19 protein-coding genes are annotated in these 21,059 nt (G+C 36.9%); 12 read left to right on the plus strand and 7 right to left on the minus strand.

From position 1 onward, the window contains the following. Positions 1–13 precede the first annotated feature (13 nt). The 3 genes from dxs to xseB are packed head-to-tail and all read right to left on the minus strand — an operon-like array spanning position 14 to position 3,037. Positions 14–1,873: a 1-deoxy-D-xylulose-5-phosphate synthase gene (dxs, locus tag SP041_RS13285; RefSeq protein WP_025564268.1), complete on the minus strand. Its 1,860-nt coding sequence runs from the start codon at positions 1,871–1,873 to the stop codon at positions 14–16. A gap of 3 nt (positions 1,874–1,876) precedes the next feature. Continuing rightward, a complete protein-coding gene (gene ispA / locus SP041_RS13290; RefSeq protein ID WP_025564266.1) occupies positions 1,877–2,767 on the minus strand; it encodes a (2E,6E)-farnesyl diphosphate synthase in 891 nt (296 codons plus the stop codon). A 36-nt stretch (positions 2,768–2,803) separates the two neighbouring features. After that, the gene (gene xseB / locus SP041_RS13295) at positions 2,804–3,037 is read right to left on the minus strand and encodes an exodeoxyribonuclease VII small subunit (protein WP_025564264.1); all 234 of its coding nucleotides are present in this window, start codon (positions 3,035–3,037) and stop codon (positions 2,804–2,806) included. A 217-nt stretch (positions 3,038–3,254) separates the two neighbouring features. On the opposite strand from xseB, the gene pomA reads away from it, so the two are divergent. Then, positions 3,255–4,028, plus strand: a complete 774-nt coding sequence (gene pomA / locus SP041_RS13300) for a flagellar motor protein PomA (RefSeq protein WP_025564262.1) — start codon at positions 3,255–3,257, stop codon at positions 4,026–4,028. Continuing rightward, positions 4,025–4,996 carry a flagellar motor protein MotB gene (locus tag SP041_RS13305; RefSeq protein ID WP_240791471.1) on the plus strand — a complete coding sequence of 324 codons (972 nt, stop codon included), beginning with the start codon at positions 4,025–4,027 and terminating at the stop codon, positions 4,994–4,996. Before pomA ends, SP041_RS13305 begins: the two co-directional genes overlap by 4 nt. A 420-nt stretch (positions 4,997–5,416) precedes the next feature. Here the strand turns inward: SP041_RS13305 and SP041_RS13310 are convergent, their stop codons facing one another. Continuing rightward, the gene (locus SP041_RS13310) at positions 5,417–6,790 is read right to left on the minus strand and encodes an MFS transporter (protein WP_051368508.1); all 1,374 of its coding nucleotides are present in this window, start codon (positions 6,788–6,790) and stop codon (positions 5,417–5,419) included. Between the two features lie 174 nt (positions 6,791–6,964). Continuing rightward, a complete protein-coding gene (rnd, locus tag SP041_RS13315) occupies positions 6,965–8,074 on the minus strand; it encodes a ribonuclease D (protein WP_025564257.1) in 1,110 nt (369 codons plus the stop codon). A gap of 309 nt (positions 8,075–8,383) precedes the next feature. On the opposite strand from rnd, the gene leuC reads away from it, so the two are divergent. The 6 genes from leuC (at position 8,384) to SP041_RS13345 (ending at position 14,082) form a co-directional block, all read left to right on the plus strand. After that, positions 8,384–9,781 carry a 3-isopropylmalate dehydratase large subunit gene (gene leuC, locus SP041_RS13320; protein WP_025564255.1) on the plus strand — a complete coding sequence of 466 codons (1,398 nt, stop codon included), beginning with the start codon at positions 8,384–8,386 and terminating at the stop codon, positions 9,779–9,781. 10 nt (positions 9,782–9,791) lie between these two features. Beyond that, positions 9,792–10,412 carry a 3-isopropylmalate dehydratase small subunit gene (gene leuD, locus SP041_RS13325; RefSeq protein WP_025564253.1) on the plus strand — a complete coding sequence of 207 codons (621 nt, stop codon included), beginning with the start codon at positions 9,792–9,794 and terminating at the stop codon, positions 10,410–10,412. Positions 10,413–10,599: 187 nt separating this feature from the next. Then, a complete protein-coding gene (locus SP041_RS13330; RefSeq protein WP_025564251.1) occupies positions 10,600–12,132 on the plus strand; it encodes an alpha-isopropylmalate synthase regulatory domain-containing protein in 1,533 nt (510 codons plus the stop codon). A 157-nt stretch (positions 12,133–12,289) separates the two neighbouring features. Then, positions 12,290–12,721, plus strand: a complete 432-nt coding sequence (locus SP041_RS13335) for a DUF3010 family protein (RefSeq protein ID WP_025564249.1) — start codon at positions 12,290–12,292, stop codon at positions 12,719–12,721. Between the two features lie 452 nt (positions 12,722–13,173). Beyond that, positions 13,174–13,713, plus strand: coding sequence for a hypothetical protein (locus tag SP041_RS13340; RefSeq protein WP_025564247.1), 540 nt, complete (start codon positions 13,174–13,176; stop codon positions 13,711–13,713). A 141-nt stretch (positions 13,714–13,854) separates the two neighbouring features. Beyond that, complete coding sequence (locus SP041_RS13345) at positions 13,855–14,082, plus strand: cysteine-rich CWC family protein (RefSeq protein ID WP_025564246.1); 228 nt, start codon at positions 13,855–13,857, stop codon at positions 14,080–14,082. Positions 14,083–14,197: 115 nt separating this feature from the next. Here the strand turns inward: SP041_RS13345 and SP041_RS13350 are convergent, their stop codons facing one another. Both SP041_RS13350 and SP041_RS13355 read right to left on the minus strand, forming a co-directional pair. Then, positions 14,198–14,809: an ankyrin repeat domain-containing protein gene (locus SP041_RS13350; RefSeq protein ID WP_025564244.1), complete on the minus strand. Its 612-nt coding sequence runs from the start codon at positions 14,807–14,809 to the stop codon at positions 14,198–14,200. A gap of 70 nt (positions 14,810–14,879) precedes the next feature. Next, positions 14,880–16,394 carry a catalase gene (locus SP041_RS13355; RefSeq protein ID WP_037048796.1) on the minus strand — a complete coding sequence of 505 codons (1,515 nt, stop codon included), beginning with the start codon at positions 16,392–16,394 and terminating at the stop codon, positions 14,880–14,882. Positions 16,395–17,327: 933 nt separating this feature from the next. Here SP041_RS13355 and SP041_RS13360 point away from each other — a divergent pair. The 4 genes from SP041_RS13360 to SP041_RS13375 all read left to right on the plus strand — a co-directional run bounded on the left by SP041_RS13360 (position 17,328) and on the right by SP041_RS13375 (position 20,986). Then, complete coding sequence (locus SP041_RS13360) at positions 17,328–18,194, plus strand: DnaJ C-terminal domain-containing protein (protein ID WP_025565006.1); 867 nt, start codon at positions 17,328–17,330, stop codon at positions 18,192–18,194. Positions 18,195–18,215: 21 nt separating this feature from the next. Beyond that, the gene (locus SP041_RS13365) at positions 18,216–18,569 is read left to right on the plus strand and encodes a VanZ family protein (protein ID WP_037049503.1); all 354 of its coding nucleotides are present in this window, start codon (positions 18,216–18,218) and stop codon (positions 18,567–18,569) included. A gap of 131 nt (positions 18,570–18,700) precedes the next feature. Beyond that, on the plus strand, positions 18,701–19,339 hold the full coding sequence (gene udk / locus SP041_RS13370) for a uridine kinase (RefSeq protein ID WP_025565008.1): 639 nt from the start codon (positions 18,701–18,703) through the stop codon (positions 19,337–19,339). 297 nt (positions 19,340–19,636) lie between these two features. Then, a complete protein-coding gene (locus SP041_RS13375) occupies positions 19,637–20,986 on the plus strand; it encodes an 8-oxoguanine deaminase (RefSeq protein WP_025565009.1) in 1,350 nt (449 codons plus the stop codon). Positions 20,987–21,059: the final 73 nt, after the last annotated feature.

Here is a 21,059-nt window from a genome sequence, read left to right on the forward strand (position 1 = left end):
TTATGCTCAATGCTTATGAAAAGAAGTTCACTATCTGCTCTTCAATCCCATCACTATCAAGTTTCAACATGTGGTAAATTTCTTGTTGTGTACCTTGTTCAATAAACGAATCAGGTAACCCTAAGTGTTGTATTTTACCCGTATATTGCTGTGTCATTAAGAACTCACTAACGGCAGAACCTGCACCACCTGCAATACTATTTTCTTCAATCGTCACAATCTGAGAATGGCTTTCAGCAAGTCGCTTCAATAATGATTTATCTAATGGTTTTACAAATCGCATATCGATTAACGTTGCATTAAGTTTTTCTGCAACCGGAGCCGCTGCTTGTAAAAATGTACCAAAACATAAAATCGCTGTTTTACTACCTTCAGCAACGACTTTTGCTTTACCAATTTCTAATTGTGTCATTACTGCTTCAACTGCTATTCCTGTTCCACTACCTCTCGGATAACGAACAGCCGCTGGTGTATTAAGTAAATGTCCGGTGTATAACATATTACGACATTCTTGTTCATCAGAAGGGGTCATAACCGTCATGTTAGGGACACAACGTAAAAAGCTTAAGTCGTAAGCACCTTGATGTGTAGGCCCATCAGCGCCCACAATACCCGCTCTATCAATAGCAAACAAAACACCGAGGTTCTGAATCGCTACATCGTGGATCACTTGGTCGTAGGCACGTTGTAAAAAGCTTGAGTAGATAGCAACGATAGGATTTAAATCTGCAATCGCCATACCTGCTGCTAATGTCACTGCATGTTGTTCTGCAATCGCAACATCGTAATATTTATCCGGGTGGCGTTTAGAAAACTCAACCATACCAGAACCTTCACGCATAGCAGGTGTAATTGCGGTGAGTTTAGGGTCTTTGTCGGCCATGTCATTTAGCCACTGACCAAATATTTTAGAAAAAGTCGGTGCAGATGGTTTAGGAATCGGTAATGCTTGATCGGGTGTGAACTTGGGTACCGCATGATAAGTGATCGGGTCCAGTTCTGCTTGTTTGTAACCTTTACCCTTTTTAGTCATGACATGTAAAAATTGTGGACCAGAATGAGAACGCATATTGCGTAAGGTATCGACTAATGCAATTACATTATGTCCATCCATTGGGCCAATATAATTAAAACCAAACTCTTCAAAAATAGTGCCTGGTGAAACCATGCCTTTTAAATGCTCTTCAGTCTTTTTCGCTAATTCTTTAATCGGTGGAATATTAGATAATACTTTTTTGCTGCTTTCACGAAATTGAGTATATAAATCACCAGATAATATTTTAGCGAGATGATTATTTAAAGCACCAACATTTTCTGAAATAGACATTTCATTATCATTGAGAATGACTAACATATCGTTATGCAAAGAACCTGCATGATTTAAAGCTTCAAATGCCATGCCTGCAGTAATTGCACCATCGCCAATCACGGCAACGACTTTACGGTCTTTTTTCTCTTTTCCTGCTGCAATCGCTAAACCGAGTGCTGCACCAATAGACGTTGATGAGTGTCCAACACTTAAAACATCATATTCACTTTCTTCGCGCCATGGAAAAGGGTGTAAACCTTTAAACATTCTAATATTTTCCATTTGGTCACGACGACCCGTTAAGATCTTATGCGGGTAAGCTTGATGGCCAACATCCCAAACAAGGTGATCAAATGGGGTGTGGTAAACATAATGTAAAGCTACGGTTAATTCGACAACACCTAAACCTGAAGCTAGATGACCACTGGTCTGGCTAACACTGGTTAATAAAAATTGACGCAATTCTTCGCACAGTGCAGGGAGCTGGTGTTTTTTTAATAGACGCAGATCTTCTGGATAATTAATATCAGCGAGCAACGGGTAATTTTTTAAATCCAATGGCATATTTTATTTATCACGTTTGATGATGTAGTGAGAGAACAACTCGAGTAACTGAGTATTATAAGGTAATTGTGATAAAGCATGAAGCGCTTCTTTATATAAGTCTTGTGCTTTTTGTTGTGCTGCTGGTAAACCTAGTAAAGCTGGGTAGGTTGATTTATTCAACTCTTGGTCAGAACCCTGTGGTTTACCTAAGGTTTGAGTATCACTAGTAATATCTAATATATCATCTTGTACTTGGAAAGCTAACCCTATCGCCGTCGCAAAACGTGTTAATAGTGCAAACTCTTGCGGGTCAATATCAGATTTAGTTAATGCGCTCATTTGCACCGCGGCTAATATGAGAGCTCCGGTTTTGGCATTATGGATCGTTTCTAATTCAATTAATGAAATGGCGGTATTTTCAGCCGCTATATCTAATACTTGTCCTGCACACATGCCTTTTTCACCAGATGCTCTAGCTAATGTGTTGATGATTTTCAATTGTGCTTGAGGTAATAAATGTTCAATATCTGTTGATAAAATGTCAAAGGCTAAGGTTTGTAATGCGTCACCAGCTAATATCGCAGTCGCTTCATCATATTTAATGTGGCAAGTCGGGTGACCGCGACGAAGTGCATCATCGTCCATTGCAGGTAAGTCATCATGTATTAGAGAGTAAGCATGAATACATTCAATAGCGGCTGCAAGCGGGTCAAGTGTTTCAAGCTTACTACCTAGCATTTGTCCTACGGCATACACTAAGAAAGGTCTGACTCGTTTTCCTCCTAGTAATGCACCATAAGTCATTGCTTCATTTAGTTTTTTTGAAGCGGGGCTGGAGTAATTAATGTGTTTTTCAAGCTGTTCATTTACACGTACTTGAAATTGTTGCATGGTAGAAGTTAATTGTGTCATCTAGGCTGCTTAGTATTTGAAATGTAAGACAAAAAGTTATTCTTCAAAGTTCTGTAAAGGCGCTTGAACATCATTTTGCATTAAAATGCTCACTTGTTGCTGAGCGTGTTGTAACTTTTGACTATTGCTACGCGCTAAAGAAATACCGCGTTCAAATTGCTTTAAAGCGTCTTCAAGTGGTAAATCACCGACTTCTAAATGTTGAACAATTTGTTCAAGTTCAGTAATTGCTTCTTCGTATTGCATATTTTCAGGTTTTTTTAAGGCCATGGGGCATCTCTTTTCTATAATTTGTGCAAGATTACCGTGCCTGTTAAGGATGTCAAACTAACGTATAAAAATAATTTCGAAATAGTGAAGTTGTAAGCTGTTTGATTACTTGCAAAAGATCTGATTTTAAATGATAGTTTATGACTACAAACTAACCATAAATAGCTATACTATCTACTTAACAATGCATTAATTTTAAATTAAAAAGGATTTATCTGTGGATTTAGCAACACTCGTTGGAATTATAGGCGCTTTTGGCTTTGTCGTAATGGCAATGTTGATGGGAGGAACCATCGATATGTTCGTTGATGTGACTTCTATTTTGATCGTGTTTGGCGGTACGGCCTTTGTTGTCATGATGAAATATAACATCGGACAATTTTTTGGGGCGATCAAAATTGCAATGAAAGCATTTATGTTTAAAACAGATTCTCCTGAAGAGCTAATAATAAAGACAGTAGAGATGGCTGATGCTGCTCGTAAAGGAGGATTCTTAGCACTTGAAGAAGCAGAGATAACAAATCCTTTTATGCAGAAGGGAGTTGATATGTTAGTTGATGGTCACGATGCTGATGTTGTAAGACAGACATTGCAAAATGATATTCGATTAACCTCTGAACGACATGAAGTAGGTGCAGATATATTCAAAAATTTTGGTGATGTAGCACCAGCAATGGGTATGATTGGTACCTTGATTGGCTTAGTAGCAATGTTATCTAACATGGATGACCCTAAATCGATTGGTCCTGCGATGGCGGTTGCGTTATTGACTACGTTATACGGGGCGGTAGTTGCTAACATGGTCGCACTGCCTATTTCAGACAAACTTAAATTAAGAGCTCAAGAAGAAAAATTGAATCGTAGCCTTATATTAGATGGCGTATTAGGTATTCAAGATGGCCAAAATCCACGCGTTATTGAAGGTGTATTACGTAATTACTTGCCAGAATCAAAACGAGGTAGTGGTGCTGCCGATGGTGGAGCTGAATAATGGAAGAAGAATGTAAATGTCCCCCCGAGGGATTACCTGCATGGATGGGGACCTTTGCAGATTTAATGTCCTTGTTAATGTGCTTCTTTGTTTTACTTTTATCATTTTCAGAAATGGATGTATTAAAGTTTAAACAAATAGCTGGGTCGATGGCATTTGCTTTTGGTGTACAAAACCAATTAGAAGTAAAAGATATTCCTAAAGGGACCTCGGTCATTGCACAGGAGTTTAGACCCGGTAAGCCTGAACCGACACCTATCGAAGTGATCATGCAGCGCACCACTGAAGTTACTCAAACGACCTTAGATTTTCAAGAGGGTGATAGTAGTCGCTCTGGCGGCCAACAAGATGTACCTGTACGAGAAACATCGTTACAAGTTAATGAAGAAACGAAAGAAGTGTTGTCAGCTGAAGCTGCAGAATCAATCGCAGAACAATCAGAAGAGCAACTAGATGAAACTGAGAAGGCGTCTAGTGCAAGCGCTGCAGCACAACAAGCGTTAACTAAAAAGGTCGCTGAGGATCTACGTGAAGAGATTGAAGATGGTGCGATTGAAATAGAATCCTTAGGACAACAATTAATTATTCGTGTGAGAGAGAAAGGCGCTTTTCCTGCTGGATCTGCTTTTTTACAACCTCGTTTTAGACCTGTGATTGCTAAAGTGGCGAAAATATTAGTGGATGTACCAGGTGTAGTGACGGTTGCAGGACATACTGATAATGAACCAATACAATCAGAACTATACCGTTCTAACTTAGATTTATCTGCGCAACGTGCTGTTTCTGTTGCTCAAGAGATGCTTAAGTTAAAAGGGATTAGAGATAAAAAGATGTTAGTCGTCGGTTATGCCAATACTCAACCATTAGCGGAAGGTGACTCACCTGCTGAACAACGTCGTAATCGTCGTGTTGAAATTATGATCATGCAAGGTGAAGCTGCAGAGTCTGGCGAAATATCGGTAGAGTAACTTACTTTATTTAACTTAACTTTATTTCGCTTTACCTAAGCGCATCTCTTTGTAATAAAAAGCCCCATGTTAAAATAGGTTAACGTGGGGCTTTTTTATTATCATCTTTTTTAATGTCTATTAAAGGAGCCGTTGTCTATCAAAAGGACAAGGGTATTAAGCAATCATTTTGTAATAATACCAAAAGAATTAATAAGGTGATCATTCTTGCTGGTTAAAATTACCCCTAACTGCGCTGTGAGTTTTGAAGTGAGAACAACTATCTCCTACAACTCACGCCTTATTAGTGTTAATTTTTCCTGCGCAATTTCTGAGCACTTATTTAATTCCATTAGTATAAGTGCTTTGTAACAACTGCTTTGTGAGAATAGCTTGTAAAAAGTACTTTTTAACGAATATTTGAATGTTAACTCGTTAAACCTATTCTTCGATAACTTTCTTTAATACAACAATTAATCCTAACACTGGCACACCAATCAAAGCCGAGGCAATAAAGAAGTTTACATAACCAAAATCATCTACATACACACCAGAGAATCCTGCAATAAATTTTGGAAATAACAACATAATTGAGCTAAATAATGCAGATTGTGTGGCTGAAAACTCAATATTTGTCAGCTTTGAAATATAAGTGATAAAGGCTGTTGTTGCGATACCTGCACTGATGTTATCCATAGAAATAATTAACGTTAATAATGTTAAGTCTTTTCCTACAAAAGCGAGAATAGCAAAAATGAAATTAGTGATGACGACTAAAAGTCCACCGAGGAAAAGGATAGAATAAGTACTGTATCTAGTTAATAAAACCCCACCTAATGCCGCTCCTAATAAAGTCATCGTGACACCAAATACTTTGGATATCGCTGCAATTTCTCCTTTGGTGTATCCCATATCTACATAGAACGGATTCGCCATAATACCCATTACAATATCGGATATTCGATAGGTACCAATTAATAATAAAATTAAGATGGCGTGTTTGCCGTAGCGCTTAAAGAAATCTGCAAAAGGGGCAATCACCGCCATGTTTAACCATGCCATAAAGCGTCCAGCTGCAGAAGGGATTTTAGCGGCATTTAATTGCTCTAAAATTACCGCTTGTTGTTGTTGCAATGCCGTACCTTTATAGTCAGGCTCTTTTGCTACAAAAGTAGTAATAATGCCCACACCCATACAAGCGGCCATCACAAAGTAAGAGGTTGACCAAGCTGAAAGTTGATAGGCTTCCGAGTTACTTGACCAAGCTGCAATCGCTAAAGAACCTGCACCTGCCATTATCATTGCTAAGCGGTATCCGGTCATGTAAGCGGCAGCCATCGCGGCTTGAAACTTTTCTGGACCAGATTCAATTCGAAAAGCATCAATGACTATATCTTGTGTTGCAGAACTATAAGCAACCACTAAAGCACAAACAGCAAACATGGCTAAGTTTTGTTGTGGATCGCTCATGGCCATGCCAATCAACGAGAGGATGATTGATACTTGAGACAATAATAGCCACGAACGTCGTCGTCCAAGCAATGGTGTTAATAATGGAATTGATAAGCGATCAACAAAAGGTGACCATATCCATTTAAATGCATAAGCCAGTGCTATCCAGCTGAAAAAACCAATACTTGCTCTGCTCACGCCAGCTTCACGTAACCAAAATGAAAGAGTAGAAAAAACCAGTAAGAGGGGTAAACCGGCAGAGAATCCGAAAAAAAACAAAATAACTACACGTTTTTGTAGATAAATTTTGAAACTTTCTAACCAGCTTGGTTTATTTATTTGTTGTGATATTTTTGTTGCCATGGAGTTAACTCGATAAAAGAATGATGGTCTCGTTAAAATAAATGAATAAGCTTGATAGTGACTCGTTGATCATATTTTTAAAGCTCGCCACATGTTCGACACATGGCGAGCTTTATTTAACATATCATTGATATTGTGATTGATACTACATTAGCACCTACATCGCTATTGGAACTAATGCTTTAATTGATGACCGATCAACTCAAAACGCCAACCTGTTAATATTTTAGGTTTTACTGCTGTTAAACGTTGTTGATCATTTAATTTCCAAGACCAGCTTAAATACTCATTAATGACACGTTTAGAAGCAATTAATTCAACGGGCAATTCATATTTTTCAGCACAGGTTTTAACTTGGTCTCTGATCGACTTTAATGTTTTCTTATAAGCTGGAAAATCGACTAAACGTGAAATCAATGGTGGGTACGTTTCTGGATCTTGTGCGGTGACTTGAGCCATGACCGCTAAAATATTGTCGCCGTGAATACGAATTTCATTCGGTAATAAATTTAATCGCTTCAAGTCGGCATGTGTTGCGGGCTGGTAATAAGCTAATAACCATAAATGTTCCGCTTTAACCACAAAGTTAAGCGCTAGGTTTCTCGCTTGTGCGGTTTCTAAACGCCATTTAGCGAGAGCTTTAATCAGTGCTAAACCGTATCTGTCTAATTGAGATAAATTATCTAACGATTTATACGCTTTTTCTGAATCGACGGGTTTCATTTTTTGGTCAAGAATCATTTGGCATTCCTGTTCAAAAAAATCAGTCATGTTTTTTTCAGCTAGTTGTGCTTGCAGTACTTCTAAACTTGGTTGTAGATATAAAACGTCCGCTGCTGCGTAATGTCGCTGTTTTTCAGTTAATGGGCGAGCACACCAATCGGTGCGAGATTCGCCTTTATCTAATACAACACCTTCGATTAATTCAACCATTTTTGCGTAACCTAACGATCCGCCATGATTTAGAAAAGCACAAGCAACTTGTGTATCAAACAGCTTAATATCAAGATTACCTTTTTGTTGTCTAATGATTTCTAAATCTTCACTACTGGCGTGCAATATACAATCTTTTTGATCGATCGCTTGCCAAAATGCGCTGATGTCGCCTATTTCGATTGGGTCTATTAACACGATTCTTTCATTTTGCGAGACTTGTAATAAACCCAAATTAGCAAAAAATGTACGCGTACGAACAAATTCAGTATCTAAAGAGATAGGGGAGTTATCTAATGTAGCAACATACTCAGATAATTTAGCTTGTGTGGAAATGATCTCAAATTGCATCAATTGATAACCTAAATAGAATTGTAATATTTTCTTATCTTACGGAAATTGATGTATTTTTTCTATTGAAATATTGATTAGTTAGCTTTTATTTAAAATAGATTCTAATGCATAAAAAGTATGATTTATTGCATAAATATATAAGCAAGGCTAACAAATTTAAGCGCTTATTATTGTGCGATTGTGACAGATCCATTAGAATAGAGCTTTACAAATGCGCCGCGATCTGCTTATTGATAATCATTCGCATTATCCAAATATGTTTAGGCCGGAAAAAAGATTTTAAGTAATAGTGTGGTAAGGGAAACAATGACTAGAACAATGTATGAAAAAATCTGGGATGCGAACTTAGTTCATGAACCAGAAGCAGGATCTCCGCTTTTGTTTGTTGACAGACATCTAATGCATGAAGTAACAAGTCCACAAGCTTTTGAAGGCCTACGCCTACAAAATCGTAAAGTGCGTAACGTGCATAGTATTCTAGGGACAATCGATCACTGTGTACCAACTAAAGACCGTTTCAATATTGTTGATGTTATTGCTAAAAAACAAGTTGAAACGATGACTGCTAACTGTGAAGAGAATGAAATCAATCTTTACGGTATGGACAGTAACCAAAACGGTGTTATTCACATCGTTGTACCTGAGCATGGTTTTGTTCATCCAGGTATGGTTGTATGTTGTGGCGATAGCCATACAGCAACACATGGTGCATTCGGCGCATTAGCGTTTGGTATTGGTACGAGCGAAGTTGAACATGTAATGGCAACACAAACATTACAACAGAAAAAAGCAAAAACAATGCTAGTGAAAGTAGAAGGTAAACTACCTGCTTTCTCAACAGCAAAAGATATTGCATTAGCTATCATTGCTAAAACAGGTACTGCTGGCGGTACGGGTTATGTAATGGAGTTCGCTGGTAATACTATTACTGACCTTACAATGGAAGGTCGTATGACGCTATGTAACATGGCGATTGAAGCGGGTGCTCGTGCAGGTCTTGTTGCACCAGATCAAGTAACATTTGATTACCTTGAAGGTAAAGAGTTCGCACCAAAAGGCGACGAATGGCCAATGGCTGTTGAATACTGGAAATCACTAGTCTCTGATGAAGGCGCTGAGTTTGATGCTCTTGTTGAATTAAAAGCTGAAGATATTGCACCGCAAGTATCTTGGGGTACATCCCCAGAGCAAGTTATTTCTGTAACCGGTGTGGTGCCATCTCCATCTGACTTTACTAATGAAGTTAAATCACAAGCATGTACAAATGCACTTAAATACATGGCATTAGAAGCAGGTCAAAAAATTACAGACATCCATATTGATGTTGTATTTATTGGTTCTTGTACTAATGGTCGTATTGAAGATTTCCGTGCCGCTGCTGAATTACTGAAAGGTAAAAAAGTAGCTGACGGTGTTCAAGCCTTTGCTGTACCTGGCTCTTTCCCTGTTAAAGTACAAGCAGAAAAAGAAGGTCTTGATAAGATCTTTATTGATGCCGGTTGGGAATGGCGTGATCCAGGCTGTTCAATGTGTTTAGCAATGAACGGTGATGAATTAGAAGATGGTCAACGCAGTGCATCTACTTCGAACCGTAATTTTGAAGGTCGTCAAGGTAAAGGTGGTCGTACTCACCTTGTATCACCAGCAATGGCTGCTGCAGCATCAGTTGCAGGTCACTTTGTAGACATTCGAGATTGGAAATAGGGACTAGATAATGCAACCATATATTAAACATACAAGTATCGCAGCGTTAATGGATCGTAGTAACGTGGATACCGATCAAATCATCCCAAAAAACTTCATGAAAAAAGTGGAGCGTACAGGTTTTGGTATTAACTTATTCCATAACTGGCGTTACCTTGCGGATAACATCACTCCAAATCCTGAGTTTGAATTAAACAAACCTGCTTTTAAAGGCGCTAAAATATTAGTTGCTGGTGAAAACTTTGGCTGTGGTTCATCTCGTGAGCATGCGCCATGGGCAATCGCTGATTACGGTTTTAATACTGTTATTTCAACTAGTTTTGCTGATATTTTTTACAGTAACTGTTTTAAAAATAGTATTTTGCCAATTATCGTAACCGATGAGCAACTTGCAGCATTAATGGCTGAAATTGCAGGTAACGAAGGTGTTGAATTTACAGTTGATTTAGAAGCTCAAAAAGTAATAACACCGGGTGGCCTTTCAATCTCATTTGAAGTGGATGCATTCCGTAAAGAATCATTACTTGATGGTCTTGATGATATCGCTTGGACGTTAAAGCATGAAGAGCAAATTTCTACGTATGAAGCGGCACAAAGAAAACGCTTACCGTGGTTATGGCCTAGCGCTTAATCAAACGTAATGCCAATTAAATTAAATTGGTAGTCGTTTGTTATCACAAATAAAAGGTGCACTTGTTGCACCTTTTTTATCGAAAACTTATTGTAGTGGACTGTATGTAGTGAATTGTTATTTAACACTATTTTTATTAATTCAGTGCAATAAGCTTTTACCTTAAATTTTACATGTGGAGTAAGCAATGACTCAAGATAATGTCACTGTGCAGTTGATGGATACAACATTACGCGATGGAGAACAGACTCAAGCTGTTTCATTTTCTCCAGCTGAAAAAGTTAGCCTTGCTAAAGCACTGTTACAAAAACTTAAAATTGACCGTATTGAAGTTGCTTCAGCACGTGTATCAGAAGGTGAAAAAGAAGGCGTTACTAAATTAAATACGTGGGCAGCAAAAGAAGGGCTGGTTGATCGTATTGAAGTATTAGGGTTTGTAGACCATACATTAAGCGTTGATTGGATCACTGATACTGGCGGTAAGGTCTTAAACTTATTAGCAAAAGGCAGCCTAAAGCATTGTACTGAGCAATTAAGAAAATCGTTAGACGAGCATGTTAATGACGTTAAACAAACAATTGAGTATGCTAAATCGCAAGGCTTAAAGGTTAATATTTACTTAGAAGATTGGTCAAACGGATATCAAGATAGTCCTGACTACGTATATGACATGGTGACTAAGCTTTCAGACGTTGGTATTGCGCACTTTATGTTGCCAGATACATTAGGTGTTATGTCACCGGATGAAGTGTTTGCAAGCCTAAGTGATATGGTGACTCGTTTTCCAAACTTGAAGTTTGATTTCCATCCTCATAATGATTATGGCTTAGCAACTGCTAATGCGATGTATGCGGTAAAAGCGGGCGTTTCTTCTATCCATTGCACCATGAACTGTTTAGGTGAGCGAGCGGGTAACGCCTCTTTAACCGAAGTCGCGGTGGTCTTAAAAGATAAATTGGGTAAAAAAGTCAATATAGATGAATCTGAAATTCACAATTTAAGTAAATTAGTTGAGAATTTCTCAGGTAAACGTATTGCTGATAATACACCGATAGTAGGTGCAGATGTCTTTACTCAAACCAGTGGTATTCATGCTGACGGTGATAAAAAGGGGGGGTTATATATCTCTGCATTAACACCAGAGCGTTTTGCACGTTCACGCAGTTATGCATTAGGTAAAATGAGCGGTAAAGCATCACTCGCTAAAAACTTAGAAGCGATGGATATTGAGCTCGACCCTGAGCAACAGAAAAAACTATTAAAACGTATTGTGCGTTTAGCAGATCAAAAAGCGACGATCACTGCAGATGATTTACCGTTTATTATTGCTGATTTATTGGAGCGTAATGATTACAACTATGTTGAGTTATTAAACTGCTCTATCAATTCAGGTTTAGATTTAGAATCAACGGTCAGTATTCGTGTACGTGTTAACGATGAAATATATAAAACAAGTGGTAGTGGTAATGGTGGTTTTGATGCCTTTATCAGTGCGATGAAAAAAGTGTTAGATAAAAATGAATTTGTATTCCCTGAATTAGTTGATTTTGAATTGCGTATTCCACCAGGTGGTCAAACGAGTGCCTTCACTGAGTGTATTGTTACTTGGGAAGACGGCGATGACCACTTTACAACACGTGGCGTTAATGCAAACCAAGTATTAGCAGGGATTGGCGCAACGATCCGTATGATCAATTTACGTATGCATAATAAAATTTAACTTTAGCCTTAACTCGCTAAATTTAAACAACAAACTTAGCTAACGTTAGATGATTAAAACAAAAGCCTTAATCTTTGATTAGGGCTTTTCTGTTTTGACGAATATACTAGCGTTAATTAAAATAAGCTGTCGAATAAATGATGAAAGAGGAAAGAAAATGAGAGTATGTGGTGTTGAATTAACAGGTAACGAAGCAGTCATTGCTATTATGCAGTATAAAAATGGTTTATATGATGTGCCACCTGTACGTACAACAAAACTAACATTAAATGATCCGATTAATACTGAGCCGTTAAAAAAGTTTCAATTTGATTTTGCACAATTAATGAAAGATTACCAAGTTGATAAAGTGATTATTCGTGAACGTGCATTAAAAGGTAAGTTTGCAGGTCATACATTAAGTTTTAAAATTGAAGGCGCATTACAATTAATGCAAAGTGTTGAAGTACAAGTGATCTCGTCTGATTATATCAAACAAGGTCTTAAGCAAGCACAAAACACACCTACGGCTATTGAATTAGGCCTTAAAAAGTTCCAAGAGCAAGCAATGTTAACGGCATTTGGTTACTTACAAAATAAGCTAGGTTAATATTTGTTATTGTTATTGTTATTGTTATTGTTATTGCTTTGCTACTTTTACTCAATGACATTGACCAAATAGCATGATCAAAAAGAGCAATTAAATTGCACTGGCTCAATGAGATTCGATCAATCACATTACTCCGATAACAGTAGCGAAAGCGTTTAGCCAAATGCTTAAACTTAAAAAGCTAATGATATGGAATGATTTGAAAAAAGGAGATGAATAATAATTTATTCATCTCCTTTTTTGTATCCTAATTAAATATCAGCTCTAAAGTTTTAAATAAAATATCAAGGTATGCTTAAAGAATAACTATTAAACACTTAGATTTTATATAGAAAGAATAGTCGTACTATAAGCTAGACGAGTTTAAACAGAGATGAGTATAATCATTCACATTTAATACATTAAAATAAAATAAAATAAAATAAAATAAAATAAAATAAAAGGAAAGGCACGTGGAAAATAACTTTGAAAACTTTGTTGCTCAATTTAAAGATCAGCAACCTGTCTCATTAGGTGCATTCTTTTATCAAGCTGAGCTTCATTTAGTGACTCAGCTAAAAGATTACTTAGGCGTTGAACAAGCACAACCAAGAAGTTTTTTCTCGTTAATTGAGCAAGCGAAAAAAACAAATAACGCAGATACCAATAAGCATTTTTGGAATGCTTTATTAGCGTTTAATCAAATTAACTTTAACCCTACTAGTAACTCTCAACCATGGTTACGTTATGTGAATATCATTGAATCATTACAAGGTTACGCGGGTAGCCAGTTATTTGAAGCAAAAAATATTAAACTAAAACGTCAACACCGTTTATTTTTTGCTTATATGCTCACGTGGGAACATCTACGTTATATTGCAGGAAATGATGATGATTATAGCCCTAGCAGTGAAGTTCTAGGCGCTTATTCAAGTGCGCATAGCGAAGAAGATCATGTGCATACAGAGCAATGCAGTAGTACAAGTTGTGGTGAACAATCCCATCAGCATTAATCGATAAACCTGAATGAGTTTATGGGGTTAAGAGTCGTCTTTTACTTAATGCTGAAAGACTGCTATTACCATCATTGTTCAGGTTTTTTATGATTAACCCAATGAAATGATAATTGAGCTGGTTTTTATAAGAGAGATACTATGCGTGAAAATATCAATGAAACGGCTTGTCCCTTTTGTTTCAAGGACAATCAATGTGATGTCGCTAATAGCTGTTGGTGTAAAGTTATCGATATTCCTGCTCAGCTTGTACAGTTAGTACCTACCAGCCTTAAAAATAAAACCTGTATTTGTAATGCTTGTGTTATCAGTTTTAATCATGATCCTGTGTTGTTTGTAAAAAACAGAGAAGGATTAGTCGCAAGTTAGCTTAGTAATGAATCATTTATGGTGTCATTTATAAACTTCTAATATTCATTACTTTAAAATAAAATTAACTGGATAAAGATTTTTCAGCTATTCAGCTATTCAGCTATTCAGCTATTCAGTCATTTAGTTGTTCAATAGTGGTTGCCGAGTTACCGCTATTATCTTGTAAGTTAATATCCGCACCGCGCTCAACTAATAATTCACGAAGTTCTTCACGACCAAACAAACTTGCATACATGACAGCTGTTTGTCCTGCTTTATTTTGTTGGTTTTCATCACAATCTTCTGACATTAATGTTTTAGCAATACTAAACTCACCTCTAAATACGGCAGCCATTAAAGCAGTATTACCTCTATTATCTTGAGCGCAAACATTAGCGCCTTGTTTAATTAACGTATTAACAATGTTTTTTTGTCCATTGTATGTGGCAATCATTAATGCGGTGTAACCTTTATGATTTTTAACATCAATCGGTAAACCTGCATTTAAAAATTCACTAATGACTTCATTGTCACCAGTACGTGCTGCAGCATAGTAGTAAGGTATTAATTGTTCATAGGCTTTTTCTTGATTAGCTTCGTCAGCATTAGCATTAGCATTAGCATTAGCATTAGCAAAAGTGAATGGAGACGTTATCGCTAATACAAAAAGAGGGAAGAAAGTCGCCAGTAACCCATTTTTTTTCGTTGTTCTATTATTTGAAATGAATGACTTAATAGTAAACATATCTTTTCCTCTTTTTATAATCAGGTTAAATAAGTAGGTGAGGGCTTCACCTACTTATTTGTGTGTGAATTTATAGCGTTTTAGCTATTGCTTTCACTTTTTCGATATCGCCGTTCACTGCTTTCGTTAAACGTGTACCGTATTCAGTATCTGCCTTGTAAAAGTGACTTAACATTTTGTGTTGAGTTTCTTTATTAGTAACAGCACCTAAGTCACCCGATAAGTTGCGGATTAAGTTTGTACGTTCTTGTTCAGAGAATGCACGGTAAACTTCACCTGCTTGTGCAAAATCAAGCTCTTTGTGAATTGCTTTTTGCTGCACTGTACCTGTTAAAGGCGTTTCGCTATGGCGTGCTTTTGAATCTTCAACAATACCTTCATTGTTTGGTTGGTAGTTAATATCAGATTGAGTATTGCCAACATTACCTACGCCACCTTGATTGTAGTTAAATACAGCTACTTTTGGACGGTTAATCGGTAGTTGCTGGTGGTTAGCACCCAAACGGTAAAGCTGTGTATCTGAGTATGAAAATATACGACCTTGTAATAATCTATCCTCAGAAGGTTCAATACCAGGTATAAGGTTAGCTGGTGCCATTGCAACTTGCTCAGTTTCTTGGAAAAAGTTGTCTGGAACTTTATTCAGCGTCATCGTACCGACTTTTGTTTCTTTAATATTTGTCCATGCTTTTGTTGCATCTAATGGGTTATAAGCAAATTTATTAAGGTCAGAAGGTTTCATCGTTTTGATGTATAAATCCCATTTAGGGAAGTTACCTTCTGAAATGTTTGCGTATAAATCACGTGTCATATGTTGTGTATCTGTTGATTGCACTTCTTTAACTTGGTCTGCATCTAGGTTTTTAATGCCTTGATGACTTTTCCAATGAAATTTCACATATTTTACATCGCCTTCGTCATTGATCATTTTATAGGCATGAACACCAAAACCATCCATTTCGCGGTAACTTGCAGGTGTACCGTTATCACTAAATACGCGTGTTAACATACTGGTCGAACCTGGCTCATTTGAGAAGAAGTCAAAAAAGCGGTTAGGATCTTGAATGTTAGTGACTGGAGAAGGCTTTAATGAATGCACCATATCTGGGAATTTAATTGCATCACGGATAAAGAAGACTGGTAAGTTAATACCCACTAGATCCCAGTTACCTTCATCACTGTAAAACTTAGTCGCAAAGCCTCGAGGGTCACGCATTGTTTCAGGGCTACCTAACGGATGAATAACTGAAGAGAAACGCACGAATACAGGTGTTTCTTTTCCTTTACTTTCAAAAGGAGCTGCCGTTGTTACATCGCTGTAATCTGTAGATGCTACAAATACACCATGGGCGCCAGTACCACGAGCATGTACAACACGTTCAGGTATACGTTCACGCGCAAAACGTTGTAATTTTTGAATAAGATGAACGTCTTCTAATAATACGCTGCCATTTGGTCCAGCAGTCACTGAGTTTTGATTGTCACCAATAGGTGCTCCATTATCTTTAGTAAAGACTTCTGCGCCTACATTGAAAGCGGTAGCAAGACTTAACGCCGGTACTAATACCTTAAATTTAGATTTCATATTTATTCCCTTTTGACTTGTTGTTTGTAGTAAGTGATGAGGATAATAGAGGGATTCAAATGAAAAGAAAAAACGTTTGTACTGATACGATTGATAGGCAAAGTCGATTGATTGTTGTTTTTATATAGTTTTTATGTATTGCAGAGATATATTTAATTAAATTTTTTAAAAGAAAAAATTAATTAAATAATCTTTCCAATCAATGATTTAATTATTGTTTACATTAATAATGGTTTAAAAAATCTAAAAGATAAAAGAGTATTTTAAATAGCAACTAATAGGCTCTCACTAAGATTTTTTACTAAAAGGTTAGACTGATAGTTTATGTGGGAAGAGGGTTGGATACCTCATTTATATGTATTTAAACTCAATTCTAGTTAATGAAAACGGAGTTATATTTAAAATCATAAGGTACTATTTTTTACTAGTCAGTGTCGTTATTTTTGCGTAGTTCAAGGCGAATTATTGAAGTAATAACGGGTTATTGATAGATAATTTATGGCAGAAATCTGCGCACATAGCGGTGTTGTATCGCTTTGCTTATCCAGAGCTAAGGTTATTTATGAAATAGACTTATAAGTTGTCTACTTCTTAATAAATAAAGTAATTATCCATGACTACTGAGCGATCATTGAGTAATTATAAAAGTGGATGTAATAAAAACGTTGTCCCTGATAAACTTAATATATTAGTTTCTACTAGGTTATTAAAAATAAAAGCAGTATGAGTGCACGTAAGGTTGCTGATTAATATGATGTTCCTGAATTATTATTAAAAAATAAAATACACCATAAATAAATGTATAGATGGCTTTATTTGTGTTTATTTATTTTTTTCATTGAGCAATTTTTATGTGATTTTAAATTAGTTAAGCTATAATTCGCGCGCTTTGCTGTGCAATATGCAACTACAATTGGAATTATTGAGAAAAGAATGTCAAAACGTGATTGTTATGAAGTATTAGGTGTGACTAAAACAACATCTGAGAAAGAAATTAAAAAAGCCTATAAAAAATTAGCGATGAAATATCACCCTGATAGAAATCCTGATAACCCAGTTGCACAAGAAAAATTTCGTGAAGTGAAAGCTGCTTATGAAATACTAAATGATCCTGAAAAGCGTGAACAGTACGATGACTTTGGACACAGTGCATTTGAAAATGGTCAAGCACGTGGTCGAGGCGGATTCGGACAAGGTGGTGGCGGTGATTTTAATGACATGTTTGGTGATATGTTTGGTCAACGCCAACAACATCAGCAACAACCACGTCATCAACCACAGCCTGAAAAAGGCTCAGACATTATTCTACAAATCGAATTAACATTAGAAGAGTGTGTGGAAGGTTGTAACAAAGAAGTACGTTTACCTAATACAACAAACCCATTAGCAGTCGTTGTTCCTGCTGGTATTAACCAAGGTCAGCGCGTTCGTATTGCTGGTCAAGGTAATCCTGGTACGTTAGGGGCGCCGCGTGGTGATTTATTTGTTGAAGTCGTTGTACTAGAGCATGAGTTCTTCATTCGTAAAGGTAATGACTTATATTGTGATTTAGTGACATCTTTCCCTGTTGCTACTATTGGTGGTACTGCTAAAGCCTCTACTTTCACTGGACATATAAACTTAAAAATCCCTGCTGGTACACAAGTAGGACGCAAGTTTAGAATCAAAGGTCGTGGCGTTAAAGCCATGAACAGCGATCAAATAGGCGATTTAATTTATACCGTTATCATTCCAACGCCGACAGAATTAACTGATCATCAACATCAGTTACTGACTGAATTAGCAGAATCAATGAACTAAGACATTACTGGAAATTTTATAATGCTACTACTGCAGTTAATAAGAAATTATTGGATTTTATTATCGCTAATATTAGCCGCATTAATTACGTTTTTATCACTGACGCCGATGGCACAGTTACCTGATGTACCGGGCAGTGATAAAAGCCATCATTTTATTGCCTATAGCGCTCTAATTTTTCCATTGATGTTGAAAAAGCCAAACTATTGGTTTGTTATTGTCGTTTTATTTGCTTTATTGAGCGGCGCTATCGAATTAATCCAACCTTACCAAAACCGTTATGGTGAATGGTTGGATTTACTGGCTAATATTGGTGGGCTGACTTGTGGTGCGGCATTAGCTTTTATCACTAATCGTTTATTTCCAGCTCATTAAACGTATCTATACTGAAGAATTAATCTATTAGACAGTCTTTCTTTTTAAGTGTTTTGAATACTTAAAAAGAAACATGGCTACCTAATAAATTAAAGCTTATTTAAATTTAATTTATTTTATGAAGGTCAATTTTGAATAAAAATCACTGTGTCGTTATCGCCATTGCAGGGGCATCAGCCTCAGGAAAAAGTTTAATTGCACATACTATTTGTAATGAGCTTCGACAAGAATTAGGGACTGATCAAATAGGCATTATTTCAGAAGATGCTTATTACAAAGATCAATCGCACATGCCAATGGAAGAGCGTGTACAAACCAATTACGACCACCCAAAAGCATTTGACCATCAGTTATTAAGCCAGCATATAAAATCATTACAACACAACCAATCCGTTGAAATTCCTGTTTATAGTTACACTGAACATACCCGCACTGATGAAGTGATTAACTTGTCACCTAAAAAAATCATTATCATTGAAGGTATTTTATTACTAACAGACTCAACATTACGCTCACAAATTGATGCCAGTATCTTTATTGATACGCCATTGGATATTTGTTTAATGCGTCGTTTAACACGCGATATTATGGAGCGTGGTAGAACATTAGATTCAGTGATGGCGCAGTATAAAAAAACCGTAAGACCGATGTTCTTGCAATTTATTGAGCCGTCAAAACAACATGCAGATATCATCATCCCTCGTGGTGGTAAAAATCGTATCGCTACTGATATTTTAAAAACACGTATTAAATATTTATTGAATAAGTAATTTTATTCGTATGTAGACTTAAAAACGCTTCTAGAGTGAAGCGTTTTTACTTTCATTCCTAATCTCATTCCTGGTTTAGTGTTAACCCTGACTCTAGTGCTTCTATAAAGTCTTGTTAGTTTCTATTCAAATTTACAAATAAATCAGTACAATTACAGTCTCTCAGCAGATTAACACGCAAGTCACTGCTATTTATTATATCGCAACGATATAAGGTGACTGAGCAATTGACCTTTTAAGTAAGCTGCTTTTTAAACTCCTTTCTATCGTTTGCTCTATTTATATATAGGTGAACACATGTCTACAAGTCTATGGATCAAAAAACCACTTTCAATTTTTAACGCTAACCAACAAGATGCAGGCAATGGCATTGTTATTAAAAATGGCGTTATTATTGAACTTGTTGCAAGCAATCACGAACCGACACAACCTATTGATGCTATCTTCGATGCCAGCCAACACGTTTTATTACCTGGTTTAATCAATACCCATCATCACCTTTATCAAACACTGACCAGAGCTTTTCCTGACTCATTAAATAAACGTTTATTCCCTTGGTTACAGGCGCTGTACCCAGTGTGGGCAAAATTACAACCTGATATGTTACATGCCGCAACGGAGTTAGGGTTATCGGAGTTATTATTATCAGGTTGTACGACAGTGGCAGACCATCATTACCTTTTTCCCCAAGCATTAACGGAAGCGATTGATATTCAAGTGTCAGCTGCGAAACTGATTGGTAATCGCGTCATGCTAACGCGTGGTTCCATGAGCTTAGGGCAAGACGATGGTGGTTTACCGCCACAATCTACAGTACAAAGTGACGCTGAAATATTGGATGATTGCCAACGTGTGATCACTCAATTCCACCAACAAGGCGAGGGCGCTATGGTGCAATTAGCATTAGCACCTTGTTCCCCTTTTTCTGTGACCACTGATTTAATGAAAGAAACGGCTAAGCTCGCCCGTGCAAATGGTGTGCGTTTACATACACATTTAGCTGAAACTGAAGATGAAAATAACTTCTGCTTAAGTACTTTTGGTTTACGTCCTGTTGATTATTTAGAATCCGTTGGTTGGTTATCGTCTGACGTATGGCTAGCACATGGTATTCATTTTAATGATCAAGAAATTAAACGATTAGGGGACGCAAAAGTAGGAGTAGCCCATTGTCCTTCCTCTAATATGATATTAGCTTCTGGTATTTGTCGAACCAAAGAATTAGAAGCCGCAGGTGTACACGTAGGTCTTGCCGTTGATGGTTCTGCTTCAAATGATGGCTCTAATATGATTCAAGAAGTTCGTCAGGCATTGATGATTAATCGTTTACGCTATCAAGCGGATCAAGTCACTCATTTAGATGCCTTATTTTGGGCAACGAAAGGTTCTGCTCAAGTATTAGGTCGAGATGATATAGGGGAATTAGCCGTTGGAAAGCAAGCAGATATTGCTTTGTTTAATTTAGATGAGTTACGTTTCTCTGGGTCACATGATCCATTGGCTGCATTAATCTTATGTGGTGCTCACAAAGCCGATTATGTAATGGTTGCAGGCCATTGGAAGGTTAAACTGGGGCAGTTAATTGATAGTGATATCGATGAAATACAAGCTCGACACCGCGAAGCAGCATCAAACCTTATTTTATAAAGAGAGGTAAATAAGGTTTATAAAAAGAGAAAATAAATTAGTTTGTTTATTAACTTAATAATAAACAAACTAA

Source organism: Psychromonas sp. SP041, from assembly GCF_000470315.2.
In the GTDB taxonomy this organism is placed as follows: Bacteria; Pseudomonadota; Gammaproteobacteria; order Enterobacterales; family Psychromonadaceae; genus Psychromonas.

Coding starts and splice junctions, on each gene's coding strand:
- dxs (WP_025564268.1), bottom strand. CDS start 1,873: ATGCCATTGGATTTAAAAAATTACCCGTTGCTCGCTGATATTAATTAT.
- ispA (WP_025564266.1), bottom strand. CDS start 2,767: ATGACACAATTAACTTCTACCATGCAACAATTTCAAGTACGTGTAAAT.
- xseB (WP_025564264.1), bottom strand. CDS start 3,037: ATGGCCTTAAAAAAACCTGAAAATATGCAATACGAAGAAGCAATTACT.
- SP041_RS13310 (WP_051368508.1), bottom strand. CDS start 6,790: ATGGCAACAAAAATATCACAACAAATAAATAAACCAAGCTGGTTAGAA.
- rnd (WP_025564257.1), bottom strand. CDS start 8,074: ATGCAATTTGAGATCATTTCCACACAAGCTAAATTATCTGAGTATGTT.
- leuC (WP_025564255.1), top strand. CDS start 8,384: ATGACTAGAACAATGTATGAAAAAATCTGGGATGCGAACTTAGTTCAT.
- leuD (WP_025564253.1), top strand. CDS start 9,792: ATGCAACCATATATTAAACATACAAGTATCGCAGCGTTAATGGATCGT.
- SP041_RS13330 (WP_025564251.1), top strand. CDS start 10,600: ATGACTCAAGATAATGTCACTGTGCAGTTGATGGATACAACATTACGC.
- SP041_RS13335 (WP_025564249.1), top strand. CDS start 12,290: ATGAGAGTATGTGGTGTTGAATTAACAGGTAACGAAGCAGTCATTGCT.
- SP041_RS13345 (WP_025564246.1), top strand. CDS start 13,855: ATGCGTGAAAATATCAATGAAACGGCTTGTCCCTTTTGTTTCAAGGAC.
- SP041_RS13350 (WP_025564244.1), bottom strand. CDS start 14,809: ATGTTTACTATTAAGTCATTCATTTCAAATAATAGAACAACGAAAAAA.
- SP041_RS13355 (WP_037048796.1), bottom strand. CDS start 16,394: ATGAAATCTAAATTTAAGGTATTAGTACCGGCGTTAAGTCTTGCTACC.
- SP041_RS13360 (WP_025565006.1), top strand. CDS start 17,328: ATGTCAAAACGTGATTGTTATGAAGTATTAGGTGTGACTAAAACAACA.
- SP041_RS13365 (WP_037049503.1), top strand. CDS start 18,216: ATGCTACTACTGCAGTTAATAAGAAATTATTGGATTTTATTATCGCTA.
- SP041_RS13375 (WP_025565009.1), top strand. CDS start 19,637: ATGTCTACAAGTCTATGGATCAAAAAACCACTTTCAATTTTTAACGCT.